This is a genomic window from Bradyrhizobium lablabi (assembly GCF_900141755.1).
GTDB classification, from domain to species: domain Bacteria; phylum Pseudomonadota; class Alphaproteobacteria; order Rhizobiales; family Xanthobacteraceae; genus Bradyrhizobium; species Bradyrhizobium lablabi_A.
The window spans coordinates 2108068-2122907 of the sequence record NZ_LT670844.1 but is presented as its reverse complement, the minus strand read 5'-3'; the positions used below and the strand labels follow the sequence as shown (position 1 = coordinate 2122907).

11 protein-coding genes are annotated in these 14840 nt (G+C 61.8%); 7 read left to right on the top strand and 4 right to left on the bottom strand.

Features of this window, described 5'->3' with window-relative positions; translation table 11 throughout:
* Positions 1-78 precede the first annotated feature (78 nt).
* Complete coding sequence (locus B5526_RS09885) at positions 79-288, bottom strand: hypothetical protein (protein ID WP_079538030.1); 210 nt, start codon at positions 286-288, stop codon at positions 79-81.
* Positions 289-338: 50 nt separating this feature from the next.
* On the opposite strand from B5526_RS09885, the gene B5526_RS09880 reads away from it, so the two are divergent.
* Positions 339-905 carry a hypothetical protein gene (locus B5526_RS09880; RefSeq protein WP_079538029.1) on the top strand — a complete coding sequence of 189 codons (567 nt, stop codon included), beginning with the start codon at positions 339-341 and terminating at the stop codon, positions 903-905.
* 12 nt (positions 906-917) lie between these two features.
* Positions 918-1445: a thermonuclease family protein gene (locus tag B5526_RS09875; RefSeq protein WP_079538028.1), complete on the top strand. Its 528-nt coding sequence runs from the start codon at positions 918-920 to the stop codon at positions 1443-1445.
* A 38-nt stretch (positions 1446-1483) separates the two neighbouring features.
* Here B5526_RS09875 and B5526_RS09870 read toward each other — a convergent pair whose 3' ends face one another.
* Positions 1484-3100 (bottom strand): recombinase family protein, encoded by a 1617-nt coding sequence (locus B5526_RS09870; protein ID WP_079538027.1) that lies wholly within the window; start codon positions 3098-3100, stop codon positions 1484-1486.
* A 95-nt stretch (positions 3101-3195) separates the two neighbouring features.
* Here B5526_RS09870 and B5526_RS09865 point away from each other — a divergent pair, with 95 nt between their 5' ends.
* From B5526_RS09865 to B5526_RS09855, 3 genes are all read left to right on the top strand, one after another.
* A complete protein-coding gene (locus B5526_RS09865; protein WP_079544854.1) occupies positions 3196-3858 on the top strand; it encodes an SOS response-associated peptidase in 663 nt (220 codons plus the stop codon).
* A gap of 1360 nt (positions 3859-5218) precedes the next feature.
* Positions 5219-6169: an ArdC family protein gene (locus B5526_RS09860; protein ID WP_079538026.1), complete on the top strand. Its 951-nt coding sequence runs from the start codon at positions 5219-5221 to the stop codon at positions 6167-6169.
* Between the two features lie 128 nt (positions 6170-6297).
* Positions 6298-8424 (top strand): ParB/RepB/Spo0J family partition protein, encoded by a 2127-nt coding sequence (locus B5526_RS09855; RefSeq protein WP_079538025.1) that lies wholly within the window; start codon positions 6298-6300, stop codon positions 8422-8424.
* 145 nt (positions 8425-8569) lie between these two features.
* On the opposite strand, the gene B5526_RS09850 is transcribed toward B5526_RS09855, so the two are convergent.
* Positions 8570-8908 carry a hypothetical protein gene (locus tag B5526_RS09850; protein ID WP_079538024.1) on the bottom strand — a complete coding sequence of 113 codons (339 nt, stop codon included), beginning with the start codon at positions 8906-8908 and terminating at the stop codon, positions 8570-8572.
* Positions 8905-9195 carry a hypothetical protein gene (locus B5526_RS09845; protein WP_349642772.1) on the bottom strand — a complete coding sequence of 97 codons (291 nt, stop codon included), beginning with the start codon at positions 9193-9195 and terminating at the stop codon, positions 8905-8907. The genes B5526_RS09850 and B5526_RS09845 overlap by 4 nt, the downstream gene beginning before the upstream one ends.
* A 133-nt stretch (positions 9196-9328) precedes the next feature.
* Here B5526_RS09845 and B5526_RS09840 point away from each other — a divergent pair, with 133 nt between their 5' ends.
* Together B5526_RS09840 and B5526_RS09835 are read left to right on the top strand one after the other, a co-directional pair.
* The gene (locus B5526_RS09840; RefSeq protein ID WP_079538022.1) at positions 9329-13681 is read left to right on the top strand and encodes a strawberry notch-like NTP hydrolase domain-containing protein; all 4353 of its coding nucleotides are present in this window, start codon (positions 9329-9331) and stop codon (positions 13679-13681) included.
* A 1-nt stretch (position 13682) separates the two neighbouring features.
* Positions 13683-14723 (top strand): DUF7146 domain-containing protein, encoded by a 1041-nt coding sequence (locus tag B5526_RS09835; protein WP_079538021.1) that lies wholly within the window; start codon positions 13683-13685, stop codon positions 14721-14723.
* The last annotated feature ends 117 nt before the right edge of the window (positions 14724-14840 follow it).

Sequence of the window (14840 nt, the reverse complement as noted above, 5' to 3'; positions counted from 1 at the left end):
AAGACGAAAATTTAAACGCTCAGCTTTCATCCTCCGCCGACAGCCCGTTTGCAAGCGTTTCCCCAAGCGCTAGATTGATCAGCCTGAATAAGTCTGAAATCTCCCGCGCACATAGGCGTGAGAGACGGCCTTCATCAGTTCGCTTACCTCAGATTCCAAATAGTCGTTGGCTACAATCAGCGCGCGAATGGTCGAGCGCATATCGCCGCCGCACGCCGCGACCGCCTGATCGACGGCAGCCTCCAACCCGTCCGCGTCATGTGCGTTCGGCTGTGAACCAGAGGACATGACGCCGTTCCAGGTTGACCCGCTGGTCGCTATGTTCCTATTTTGTTCTCATGGTGTCAAGCCAGCCAACCCGGCATTTCAAGCCGCCCTGGACCCTCATCCGGGAGAATTCCGAGTGCTACACCGTCCGGGACGCCAACGGCGTGACGGTGGCGTGGCTGTTCTGCCGCGACGATACCCAGCGATACAGCTTTGGCGCCTGCAAGCTCACGTCGGACGAGGCGCGCCGGATCGGCAAGGCGATCAGCCGCATTCCGGAATTCATGTCGCAGCGTCAGGGTTTTTACCCACGAGGGGGAGGGCCACGCTGGCGCGCCGACCGGCCTTATCATGTCGCCCTGGAGGATATGTACATTCTCGAGCACTGGAGCGAGATCAATGCGCTATGTCGCCTCAACAGCCTGCCATTCAATGCGACGGGCGAAGTCATCCAGAATGAAGGCGTCTGGCGCGTCCACGAATTTACCTGGCAGATGGACGCCATCCTGTTCTGGGATCGCTTCCAGGGCCGCTGGCTGCGCGGCTCGGAGTTTCATTACCCCGAGCGACCGAAGAACTTGCCGTCGCTGAAACCGTTGGAAAACTGGCCGAAATTCAATCCGCGCGACATGCGCTAGCAGGCGAAGGAAATGACCAAGACATTCTCAGGCGCGATCATGGCCTTGCTGTTGATGATTGGCCCCGCGATGGCCGATCAACCGACAGGTCAGGCCAGTGTCATCGATGGCGATACGCTCGAAATCCACGGAATCCGCATCCGCCTTTGGGGCATCGATGCGCCGGAAAGCACCCAGCTTTGCCGCGACGAGGAGAGCTATCCGTACCGATGCGGTGCGCAAGCCGCGAACGACCTCGATAGCTTCATCGCGCGGCGGACGGTAATCTGCTTGACGATCAATCTTGATCAGTACGGACGCACCGTCGCTACCTGCTCGGTAGACGGGGCGGATCTGGGTGAATGGCTGGTGCGCAACGGCCTTGCGCTGGATTGGCCTCAATATTCCAAAGCGAAGTATGACCCCGTGCAGCGCGAGGCCGAACACGCCGGACGCGGCATGTGGAAGGGCAGCTATGTCGAACCTTGGCTCTATCGCGCCTGCATACGGGCGGGCGGCAAACCGTCTACGTGCTCCGATGACGCGAATGCACACCCGTAGCCTTGAGAGGTGCTATTCCAAGCCGTTCGCCACAGATGCTACCGCGTGCGCCGCCGGGCACTTGACCTCTTTGGGGCGCCTGACTTGGAGCCCTTTCTAAAATACTTTTTTATCTGCACTATCAAGTCATCCAGAGTTTCGACGCGCGTTGCACCGTGAATCATCGCGTTCGAAAAGCCGATATAGGCCCCCCGCATTCTCGACGCCGGCAGGATCAGATAGTCCTCTATTTCTTTGTTCCGTTCGTCCAATCGCAGCGCTACGAGAAAGCCGGACATCTCCCGTCTCCGATATACTCTCCAATAAGGCAAATGGTTCAGTCTTCGCTTCGCGGCCTGGCGGGCTGTCAAAAAGAATATCCTGGTTTCTCCATTTATCGTCACGCAGGAGCGCTTCTCGTCAACATCGACGCGAAATCCCTTGTCTGACCTCAGCGCTTCAACGACCTCAGTCACGTGCCTTGTCAGCACCTCGGACCAGAATCCTCTGGTGTCGATCCAGTCACAGTCGCGCCGCGATACATATCTGACGAGCGCGTAAACCTTCCGAAGCGACCCGAAGCGCTTGACGTAAGACGCCACCGACGGGACACCGGCCGCATCTTCTATCACTCTGAAGCTCAGTTTTCGTTTGCGATGCAGGAGCAGGCGCAGCCGCAACAACATTTGATCATCGGGAAGCGAAAGATAGCGCTCGGCCATGATCTTTTGCGCCTGTGCAAAAAGGCTCCTATCGACGATTGGATCGATCAGGGCCTCACCGCGAACCCACTGATGGCGGGGGTTCTTGACCAACTTTTGGCCAAGGCGCCGGGACGTGCGGTTATAAATGATGTTCCCGACATAGTTTTCGTTTTTGAGAATCCGGTGGATCATGTTGTCGGTCCACGGCCGCCTGTTGTCGTTGGCAATGCCGGCCCGATTGAGCTGGCGTGCGATTTCAATGTCGGATTGGCACTCGACAACAAACTGATGGAATATCCATTTGACGATCGCCCCCTCCTCGTCAGACCCTGCTCGAATCCGGACGCGATCCGTTTGAAGCGACTTGCGCTGTCCCCTGGTGAGTTCCCCCTTCGAGTGCCGGTTCTCGTCGATCAATTCCCTGCGGAGTCCGAACGTGAGAGGCCCGCCGACCCGAAAGCCCAGGCTAGCAACGCGGCACTGACCCGTATGCACCTTGACCGAGAGCTCGCGGCTATATTCGGCCGCCATCACCCGCTTGATGTTTTTGACAATGCTCGACAGCAGGCTCCCGTCGTTGTCGAACTGTTCCGCGCAATAGGTGACCTTGATGCCATTCTGCTTGCAGACGAACTCGTAGTGGGCGCTTTCGTCGACGTCCTGGAAGCGTCCCCACCGGCTGACGTCGTAGACCAGGACGTGATCGAAATCCGCCTGACCCGCGCGAACATCTTTGATCAGCTCGATGAGCCCCGGCCGCCCCTTGATACGCAGGCCGCTGCGTCCCTCGTCCAAATAGGTACGAACGATCGTGAGGTTCTTTTGGCTGGCAAATGCCGCGATGGCCGCAGCCTGGTTCTGTATCGAATACCGTTGATAGTCGGTCGACATGCGGACATATTGGGCGGCCCGAAGGGCCTTGTCGCGCTTCGCTAAACTCGTACCCTTGCGTATGACAAGCGAGTTAGCCATCGACCCGAAATCCGGATTAGGCTCGATTACTTTAACAGATTGGCAGGGCCGGAACAACGAAGGGGCCTGACCGGAGGGTGACGGTCAGTCAAACAATGTGCAATCTCTATTCGATCACGACCAATCAGGAGGCCATCATCAGGCTCTTTCGCGTGATCAACCGCTATGTCGGCAATCTGCCATCGATGCCTGGCGTGTTTCCGGATTATCCTGCTCCAGTCGTACGCAACGCTGGCGCCGAACGCGAAATGACCATGATGCGCTGGGGCATGCCGCCGCCGCTACGCGCCGGCGGCTTCCCCGTTACGAATATTCGCAACACCACGTCGCCGCATTGGCGCGGCTCGCTGAAACCGGACAACCGCTGTCTGGTTCCGGTCAACAGCTTTGCCGAATACGCTCCGGAGCCCAACCCCGCGACCGGCAAGAAGGATGTCGTGTGGTTCGCGTTGAACGACGACCGCCCCCTGTTCGCTTTCGCCGGACTCTGGACCGAGTTCAAAGGTGACCGCGGGACCAAATCAAAGCCGATCGCCGGACCTCATCTTGTCTACGGCTTTCTGACCACAGCGCCGAATGCAGTCGTCGAGCCGATCCATCCCAAGGCCATGCCGGTGATCCTGATGACCGACGAAGAACGCGACGTGTGGATGCGTGCGCCTTGGGACGAGGCGAAGGCCTTGCAGCGGCCGTTGCCGGATGACGCTTTACGGATCGTGGCACGTGGCCCCGATAAGGAAGATCGCGCGGCCGCGTGAGAAAGTCGTGCGAGAGGTGCGGCTGCGCTCACGCCATGGCTTCAAATGAAACGCGATAGTGGGCGCGTCCGCATTCGCGGACCAGGCTCTCGTGAACCGCGCCGCGAGAGCGTCGCGGCCTTGCGGCATCGATCCTTCACGCAAGAGCAGATCATTCCCTTCGCCGGGCAGAAACGAAAAACCGGACCTTTATGCAGTAGCCACCTGCACAAAGGTCCGGCCTTATCTTACCTTGCCGCGATACCCAACGGCTGCAAAGGACATTTCAGATCCTTTGGAGAGGTTTCGCCTTGCGTCCGGGGTGCGACCCGGAGGCGCAATCTCTCAGTCGCGGATACGACTACTTCTTTTTCTTTGAAGTCTTCTTTGCCACCTTCTTGGTGGCTGCCCTCGCGGTCTTCTTTGCCTTCTTCGCTTTCTTGGCCATGTCGTCCTCTATAAAAAACTGGCTCAGTGAACATGCACACGCCGTGTATCGACATGCACAACATTGAGACGATATCACAAATGCAAAATTGATACCAACGCGTGGTGAAGTCGCTCTTGAGTCGCTCGCCGGGGGCAGTCGGTCCCGCGTCCCGCCTTCGGCGGCGCTATGCTGACGCTCCTGCGGCTGCCCTTTTAACCGGTCTCGCGACCCGCGAGTGGTCTCCGCTGACGCTCCACCCATACGCTTCTTTTTTTCTAGTGAAGAACTATGGGGCTCCGCCCCTCGCGCGCACCAGGGTGAAGCGCCGGCGAAACGCCGGCGCCGACCCGAGCGGTATCCCCGGTCTTCCGCGCTTCCTCACATCCTGAATCGTCGCGGGCAGTCATGCGCTTATGCAGACCCGCTCTTCGAGCGGCCCTTAAGGTTTGCGCTTCGCGCATCGCTCATTTCAAGACTGGTTTTTCGCACGCCAATACGCGGAGAGTGGCCGGGAAGTCTATCCAGGCATGCCTAAATCGGCCCAAAAGTTGTTGATGGCGATGCAGGCTGATTTAGCCAATGGCGGCCCGCTGCCATAGGAGCTGCCTTCGGTAGAGCAAGCATGTCGGCAACAATCTGCATCGGAAGCGCCTTTATTTTGACCGGCGCGCTGGTGGGTCGATCGATAGTCTACCGAAGCCGAGAACCTGCGTGGCTTGTCGGCGCCTCCCTGCGGGACCGGGCTGTTGGCTGCGCTGAAGCCCCGCTTCGCGGGTCTTCACCCTTCGGGCTTCCATCCCTGGCGCAAAAACCGCCGCGTGAGTGCAGAGTGTGTTTCCCCCGAAGTAGATACGGGGTTACCGCCGTTGAGAGTAAGAGTGTGGACCGGGACTGCCGTGACGGGTTGAAGGTCGGGAGAGAGGCTTCCGGCGCCCGTCGCGGAGAACCGCGATGTCCAGACACACCGCCCGAGTTCGTGCCGGCAACGACCGCCCGAGTCTTTACACCGAAATCACCGACAAGATCATCGCCGAGCTGGAGGTCGGCCGTATCCCTTGGGTCCAGCCCTGGGGGACGGCGGCGATCAAGGCGCCGCTCGCCATGCCACGCAACGCTGCCACGCAGCGCGGATATTCCGGGATTAATGTACTGATCCTATGGGGTTCCCTTATCGACTACGGCTTCTCTGGACAGAGCTGGCTCACCTTTCGTCAGGCGCTCGGGCTTGGCGGCCACGTCAGGAAGGGCGAACGGGGAACGACCGTCGTCTTTGCCGATCGCTTCACGCCAGACGACGAACGTCGGCGCGCAGCGGATGCCGGCGAAGAGCCAGGCGCTATCCCGTTTCTCAAGCGCTTTACCGTCTTCAACACGGACCAGTGCGATGGCTTGCCCGAGGGGGTCGCTGCCTCGGTCGTCCCGCCGCCACCAGGCCAGGCTGAGCCCCGAGCCGAGGCGTTGATAGCCGCCACCGGCGCGGATTTCCGCATCGGCGGCGCGCGCGCCTACTACAACACAACGGGGGATTTTGTGCAGGTGCCGCCGCCAGCGGCTTATTTCGAACCGATCAATTGGCACAGGACCGCATTCCATGAACTCGGTCATTGGACCGGACATGCATCCCGCCTTAACCGCGACCACTCGGGTTCATTCGGCTCCAAATCCTACGCGCGCGAGGAACTGGCTGCAGAAATGGCGGGCGCGTTCGTCTGCGCCTCGCTCGGTATCGTTCCGACCGTGCGGCATGCCGATTACATCGGTTCCTGGCTGGAGGTGCTGCGCGAGGATAATCGCGCCGTCGTGCGCGCCGCGAGCGCGGCATCGAAGGCCGCCGATTTCCTGCTCTCCTTTCTGCCGCTCGCGATCGGCGCCGTCGCAGAGGGCAACGAGGAGGCGGTGTGATGAGTCAGCCCGCTGCTTCCGCTTTCGGTCGCCGTCGCCAGTCAGAGAGTGAGAGGAGAGCCGGATTGTCTGTGACGGGTTGGAGGCCGAGAGGGAGTCTTTCGGCCGCCCGTCGTGGAGAATCCAACATGGCAAGCACCGTTCAGAAAATCAAACTCAGTCCCTCCCGCGATATTCCCTTCAACAAGCTGGTCTTGAGCCAGTCCAACGTCCGGCGCGTGAAGGCTGGCGTCTCGATCGAGCAACTGGCGGAGAGCATCGCTCAACGCACCCTGCTGCAAAGCCTGAGCGTTCGTGCGGTAGTCGATGCCGACGGCCAGGAGACCGGCATGTTCGAGGTACCGGCGGGCGGACGCCGCTATCGCGCACTGGAACTGCTGGTGAAGCAGAAGCGTATGGCGAAGGCGCAACCTGTCCCCTGCGTAGTCCGCGATGGCGGTATCGCCGAGGACGATTCCCTCGCCGAGAATGACCAGCGGGTTGGTCTGCATCCGCTCGATCAGTTCCGCGCGTTCAAGCTGTTGCGTGACGGTGGCATGAGCGAAGAGGATATCGCCGCGCGGCACTTCGTCTCGCCGGCGATCGTCAAGCAGCGCCTGCGTCTGGCGTCAGTGTCGCCGAAGTTGCACGACGTCTATGCCGACGATGGCATGACCCTCGAACAGTTGATGGCGTTCTCGGTCACGGCCGACCAGGCGCGTCAGGAGCAGGTCTGGGAAAATGTGAAACGCTCCAATTACGATGAGCCGTACCAGATCCGCCGGATGCTGACGGAGAACACCGTTCGTGCATCCGACCGCCGTGCGCAGTTCATCGGACTGGATGCTTACGAGCAGGTCGGCGGCACCGTCATGCGGGATCTGTTCGAACACGACGATGGCGGCTGGTTGCAGGATGTGCCGCTGCTCGATCGTCTGGTCACCGAGAGGCTGAAGGCCGAGGCCGAGACGATCGCAGCTGAGGGCTGGAAGTGGATCGCAGTGGCGGTCGATTTCCCGTACGGCCACACCAGCGGGTTGCAAGAGATTGAGGGGGAACTGGCTGATCTGACGGACGAGGAGCGCGCGACGCTTGACGCCCTCAACGCCGAGTATGTCAAGATCGAGGAGGATTACCAGGACGCCGACGAACTGCCGGACGAGATCGATCAGCGTCTCGGAGAAATCGAGGCGGCGCGGTCCGTCTTCGAAACTCGATCGCTCGTCTACGATCGGACCGAGATCGCCCGTGCCGGCGTCTTCGTCAGCATCGATGCCGACGGTTTGCTGTCGATCGCCCGTGGCTACGTGCGGCCGGAGGACGAGGCACCCAGCGTCGTCGATCCCGAAAGCGAGGTACAAGGCGACGGAGAGACGAACGGCGACGCGCCAACTACCAATGGTGTGGCCCAACGCGCGGTCATCACGGTCGGAGGCGCGCCAGCCGAACCCGTCGAGGAGGAGGACGACGACACGGTCAAGCCGCTGCCGGATCGGCTCATCACCGAGCTGACCGCACATCGCACATTGGCATTGCGCAACGCGCTGGCAAACGATCCGGCTGTCGCCTTCCAGGCGGTGCTGCATAATTTTGTCCTGGCAACCTTCTACCGCTTCGCATCCTCGAGCGGCTGCCTGGAAATTGCGATCCGGACCCCGACGTTTCCCGCTCAAGCGCCCGGCTTGAAGGAGAGTGCATCAGCGGAAGCTATCGACGGGAGCCAGGACGGATGGAAAGCCCGCCTTCCCAAGGACGAAGGCGACCTCTGGGACGCCCTCACGGCGTTGGACGGGAAAGAGCAGGCCGCGTTGTTCGCGCATTGCGCGTCATCCGCGGTCAATGCGCTCTATGAGCCGGCCAACCGCTACAATGAGGGCCGCGTCAACGCCCACGGCGTCCGCCGAAGGCTCGATCATGCCAACGTCCTTGCACGCTCCGTCGGACTCGACATGGCAGCAGTGGGTTGGAAGCCGACCGTCGACAACTATCTCGGCCGAGTCACCAAGCCTCGTATTCTCGAAGCAGTGCGCGAAGCCAAGGGCGAGCACTCAGTCCAACTCATCGACCACCTGAAAAAGAGCGACATGGTGCGGGAGGCCGAGAGACTGCTCGAGGGAACCGGCTGGTTGCCTGAACCACTTCGTCTCGATGAGGTGGGCGCGGTAGGAGACCCCACTGCAGATCCCGATGCGTTACCGGAGTTCCTCGCGGCTGGCGAGGACGAAGCTGACACCGAGGCCGACGACGAACGGCCGCACATCATAGCGGCAGAATAATCTACCAGGTGCGGCGCTCCGACCAGCCCGCATCTCCTTATCCTTGGTCCGTCCCAAGCCCGGCATTCTGTGCCGGGCTTTTTCTTTCGAGGAACAAAAGCGTCATCCATGACCCCGCTTGCACGAAATCTTCTACCGTCGCTTCTCAGCCTTGTTGCGTAAATAAACTGGGTTCGGAACCCTCTGCGCTGTCGTTGTCGTCCAATTCGATGAGATAGACCAGCAACATTCCATCGGATGGCTGAGCGTCTTTGGAAGCGTCGCCGAATGTCGCGATCTCGCCCTCGTAACCCATGCGCGCTCTCAGCTGAGCTTTGCCGTCCCATAGCGGTGCACCATTGGAATGCGCTGATGCGAAATCTTCTCGTAGCCACGGCGCGTCGCAGATCTCGCTTGCTTCACGCAAGCTCTTTGCTTCGAACGTCACCGTTGGGATGCCGCCGATCTCGATCGTAAAGACCGAAGGAAAAAGCGTGGGCGTCATGTTCTCTTTGCCTTTTCGGCAGCGTCCCGCGCCAATCGCAACGCCTTAAGGCGCTCGCGATTTTCGTTGAGCGCCTTTTGCGCCTTCTCGTGCTCGGTCATGGCCTTCTCGGCCTCAACTCGCCTGAACACTTTCAGCGCCTCTCGTTCGGCTGGCGTAGTGACTCGTCGTTTGAGCTCTTGGTCGTTCATCTCGTCACTTTGTTGCGATTCTCGATGGGCAGAAAGATAGCGCGCCGAGTCATGAGACGAAAGCGCTGTTTCCTTCACTTCCTCGGTGCGGAGCAACTAGGCCTGCATCTTCTTGGCGGTCAGTCAGCGTCTCCGTAAGAGGGAGAGGCAGGCCGGGACGGGTTTGAGCCGGCGCGGTCGAGAGAGCGCCCTGCGGCTCGATCCTTCCCCGCTCTCCGAGGCTTCCTCCATGACGATCATTCCCGCATCCGTGGCCGCTGTTGGGGCCGCGCCTCTTCCCGTTACGCCCACCTCTCTGAACAAGGCCGACGCGATCGCTAGCGCCGCGCAACAGCTTCTTCTACATCTAGAGCGCGGTCAGCGCGTCGATGCGCCGATGTTGCGCACGGCGATGGAAAACGCCTTTAGCACCTCCGACGCCGATGGTGGATGGGACTGGAAGACGGCCTACGACGCCTGTGAGGCGGTCACCGTTCTGTTCCTTCGCAAGTTCGGTCCGGCCATGCGCGCGCGTGCCGATTCTCCTGCCGCGATGCTGCCGATGCTGGCAAAGATCGCCGGGCTTCTTCCCACCCACACCCGCCGTTCGGAAGAGAGCGAGGCGCTTCAGCAGTTTAGCACACCCATCGCGCTCGGCTTCGCAGCGAGCGCCGCGGCCGCGATAACCCCGGCGGACATTGTGCTGGAGCCTTCCGCCGGTACAGGTCTGCTCGCGATCCTGGCCGAGCTGTCGGGCGCATCGCTCGCTCTCAACGAACTCGCCGAAACCCGCGCTGGACTTCTTTCACGTCTCTTTCCCGGTATGCCTGTGACGCGCTTAGACGCTGCGCACATCGATGATCATCTTGACACCGCCATCAAGCCAAGCGTCGTGCTGATGAACCCGCCATTCTCGGTCGTCACCAACGTCGATCGCCGCATGGCCGACGCTGCCTTGCGACATATCGCGTCGGCCTTGGCGAGGCTCCCTGAAGGCGGTCGGCTGGTCGCAATCACCGGAGCGAGTTGCTCCCCGGACAACCCGGTCTGGACCGACGCTTTCGTCCGGTTGCAGGAACGGGGGCGAGTCGTCTTCACCGCCGCCATTGCTGGCGCGGTGTTCGCCAAGCACGGCACCACCATCGAGACGCGGCTGACCGTGATTGATCGGTTGCCTGCGGTCGACGCGATAACGTTTCCGTCGCCTCTCGACGTGGCGCAAGACGTTGCCACGCTGCTCGGATGGGTCACGGAGTACGTTCCGGCACGGCTGCCGATCGCAACGGCTGTTGCCGCAGCTCCGTCGATCACGCGTCCGTCCATTTCGGGACCGGTCCGCGCCCATGTTATCCGTCCGTCCGGCGTCGCGGCTCGTACAGCGGATCCCGCAGCGGCTGAACTCGTCTATGAGACCGTTGCTTGGACACCGGCTGAAGGTGGCCGGATCACCGATGCGCTTTACGAAGAATATGCACTTCAATCGATCCGTATTCCCGGTTCCCAGCCACATCCCACCAGGCTGGTCCAATCCGCCGCTATGGCCTCGGTGGCGCCGCCGGTCCCGTCCTATCGGCCGCACCTTCCGATGGATACCATTACCAAAGCTCTGCTGTCCGATGCGCAGCTTGAGTCGGTCATTTATGCGGGCGAGGCGCATTCCCAGCTCCTTGCGGGATCATGGACTGTTGACGAGACTTTTGACCTCGTCTGCGCGGCGCGCGAGGACGCAGACAATGCCGTGCGTTTCCGGCGCGGCTGGTTTTTGGGAGACGGCACCGGCGCCGGGAAGGGCCGTCAGGTCGCCGGCATCCTGCTCGACAACTGGCTGAAGGGCCGCCGCCGCGCGGTGTGGATCAGCAAGTCCGACAAGCTAATCGAGGACGCCCAGCGTGACTGGTCGGCGCTCGGCATGGAACGGCTGCTGGTCACGCCGCTGTCGCGCTTCCGCCAGGGCGCGCCGATCTGTCTGGAGCAGGGCGTCCTTTTCACCACCTACGCCACGCTGCGATCCGACGCGCGCGACGAGAAGGCTTCTCGGGTCAAACAGATCGTGGAATGGGTGGGCGCCGATTTTGATGGTGTCATCATTTTCGATGAGAGCCACGCGATGCAGAATGCCGCAGGCGGCAAGGGCGAACGCGGCGACCAGGCCGCGTCGCAGCAGGGTCGCGCGGGGCTTCGCCTTCAGCATGCCCTACCTAACGCGCGCATCGTCTATGTCTCGGCGACCGGCGCCACCACAGTTCATAACCTCGCCTATGCCCAGCGCCTCGGGCTGTGGGGTGGCGAGGACTTTCCGTTCGCGACGCGCAGCGAGTTCGTTGAGGCAATCGAGGCGGGCGGCGTCGCGGCGATGGAGGTGCTGGCGCGCGACCTCAAGGCGCTTGGTCTCTACACGGCGCGGTCGCTGTCCTACGAAGGCATCGAGTATGAGCTGATCGAGCATCAGCTCACGGATGAGCAAATCCGCATCTATGACAGCTATGCCGGCGCCTTCGCGATCATTCATAACAATCTCGCCGCGGCCATGCGGGCGGCGAACATCACCGGCGCGACCGGCACGCTGAATGGGCAGGCCAAGTCCGCCGCCAAATCAGCGTTCGAATCGGCGAAACAGCGTTTCTTCAATCATCTCATCACGGCGATGAAGACGCCGTCGCTGATCGCGGCAGTCGAGCGCGATCTGAGGGACGGCCATGCCGCCGTGATCCAGATCGTCTCGACCGGCGAGGCGTTGATGGAACGTCGGCTTGCCGAAATCCCGACCGAGGAATGGGGCGATGTCCAGGTCGACATTACGCCGCGCGAATATGTGCTGGATTATCTGGCGCACAGCTTCCCGACCCAACTCCACGAGCCCTTTACCGATGGCGAAGGTAACCTGTCGTCGCGACCGGCCTTCCGAGATGGCCAGCCGGTACAATGCCGGGACGCCGTCGCGCGTCGTGATCGCTTGATCGAGAAGTTGGCGTCGTTGACGCCGGTTCACGGCGCGCTCGACCAGATCGTGCAGCGTTTTGGCACCGACATCGTGGCCGAGGTGACGGGCCGCTCCCGGAGGATCATCCGCAAGACCGGATCTGATGGCGTCGACCGCCTCGTCGTCGAGAATCGCGCCGGCTCCGCCAACCTCGGCGAGACCCAGGCATTCATGGACGACGTCAAGCGCATCCTCGTCTTCTCCGACGCGGGCGGCACGGGCCGCTCCTATCACGCCGAGCTGTCGGCGAAGAATCGGCGCTTGCGGACGCATTATCTCCTAGAGGCCGGATGGAAAGCCGACGCGGCCATCCAGGGATTGGGCCGCACCAACCGTACCAACCAGGCGCAACCGCCGCTCTTCCGGCCCATCGCCACCAATGTGAAGGCCGAAAAGCGCTTCCTGTCGACCATCGCGCGGCGTCTCGACACGTTGGGCGCCATTACCAAAGGCCAGCGCCAGACCGGCGGGCAGGGCCTGTTCCGCCCCGAAGACAATCTCGAAAGTCACTACGCGCGCGATGCGTTGCGCCAGCTCTACGTCCTGCTGGTCACCGGCAAGGTCAGGGATTGTTCGCTAGGGGCGTTCGAGGACGCGACCGGGCTGAAGCTCACCGACTCCAACGGAATCAAGGACGAGTTTCCGCCGATCACGACGTTCCTCAATCGCCTACTGGCGCTGACCATCGATCTCCAAAACATCCTGTTCACCGCGTTCGAGCAATTGCTGACCGCACGGATTGAGGGCGCCATCGCGTCCGGCAGTTACGATGTTGGACTGGAGACGCTGACGGCCGAGAGCTTCGTCGTCGCTGACCGGCAGACGATCTACACCCATCCCGGCACGTCTGCCGAGACACGGCTGCTGACCATTACCCAGCGCGAGCGTAACCGTCCGGTGACGCTCGATGAGGCGCTGGAGCGTCTCTCCAATCCCCGCGCGGTTGCTCTGGTCAACAGCCAGTCGGGCCGCGCCGCCGTTCAGATTCCGGCCCGAAGTCTGATGCTCGACGACGGCGAGGTCGAACGCCGGGTTCGCCTGATCCGCCCGATGGAACATCCGACCATACCGCTGGCAATGATGCCGCAGACCCATTGGCGGGAAGTCGATCGCGACACCTTCGCCCGTGCCTGGGCGGCCGAAATCGCCGAGGTTCCGGAGTTCACAAATAGCGAGATCCATATCGTTGCGGGCTTGCTGTTGCCGATCTGGAAGCGCCTGCCGAACGAGTCGACGCGGGTGTATCGGCTCCAGACCGACAGCGGCGAGCGCATCATTGGCCGCAAGGTCTCACCCGCGTGGGTCGCCGGTGCGCTGGAAGCCGGGACGTCGAATCTTTCGCCGGACGACGCCTTCACCGCGCTGATCGATGGCAAGGCCATCCTCGATCTCGCTGAGGGTCTTCAAGTCAGGCGCGTCCGCGTGATGGGTGTGAACCGGATCGAGTTAACCGGTTTTTCCGAGCCGATGCGGGACCGGCTGCGCGCCTACGGTCTGTTCGGCGAGATCATTTCGTGGAAGCTGCGTTTCTTTGTCCCGGTCGATGCGACCGGTCCTGCGATCCTGGCCAAGGTTCTGGGGTGCTATCCGATTGCGCGGGTCGCCGATCGGGCGGCGGCGTGACATGCCGCGCAACGCGGCAGAGCTGGCACATCGTCTCGCGCGCGAGGCCGAGGCGGTGTGCCGTCATTATCTCTCCAACGGGCGGCGGGTTGGAAATTACTGGCAGGTCGGGGATGTCAGGAACACGACGGGCCGATCGATGTTCGTCCGCCTGAAAAGCGGCGCCACCGGCGGCCGCCCCGCCGGTAAATGGACCGACGCGGCAACCGGTGAGCACGGCGATCTGCTCGACGTTATCCGCGAAAGTTGCGGCCTCGTCGATTTCCACGATGTTGCTGACGAGGCGCGACGCTTTCTAAGCCTGCCGCGATCCGAGCCGGAGTCGGACTATCGACCGCGTTGGTCTGCTGCGCCGACTGGCTCGCCGGAATCGGCACGGCGTTTGTTCGCCAAGTCGAAGCCGATGGTCGGGACGGTCGTCGAGACTTACCTGCGGAGACGCGGCATCACTAACCTGCATGGTATAGGTAGCCTGCGATTCCATCCACGCTGTTACTATCGTCCCGAGGCAGACGCACTGACCGAAATCTGGCCGGCGATGATCGCTGCTGTCACCGATCTTCAGGGCCACATCACCGGCGCGCACCGTACCTGGCTCGATCCGTCCGGGCGCGACAAGGCGCCGGTCGATACCCCACGCCGCGCGATGGGTCACCTTCTCGGGCATGCGGTCCGTTTCGGTCCGGCAGGCGACGTAATGGCGGCTGGCGAGGGCATCGAGACCATGCTGTCGCTCCGCTGCGTCATGCCCACCATGGCGATGGTGGCTGCACTCTCGGCCGCGCATCTCGGAGCCATCCTGTTCCCGGCAACGTTACGGCGTCTCTATATCGTCCGTGACGACGATCGCGCCGGCGATGGCGCGATGAACGGCTTGATCGGCCGAACACGGGTGGCAAGGATCGAGGCGATCGTGCTGTCGCCGCAGTGTGGGGACTTCAACGAGGATCTGCGGAACTTCGACATCAACGCCCTGCGTGCAGCGTTGCGCATCCAGCTCGCCCCTGAAGACGCGGTCCGGTTCTTGAGTACGAGGGTTTAGACCGGAACAGGGGATGACGCAGGTATCCCGCTCTGACGATGCGCCATCAATCCCGAGGCTTCTTCTGTTGTCGGAGAGGGCCGCGCTCACGGCCTTCTTGAGAGGGCGACCCTGCGG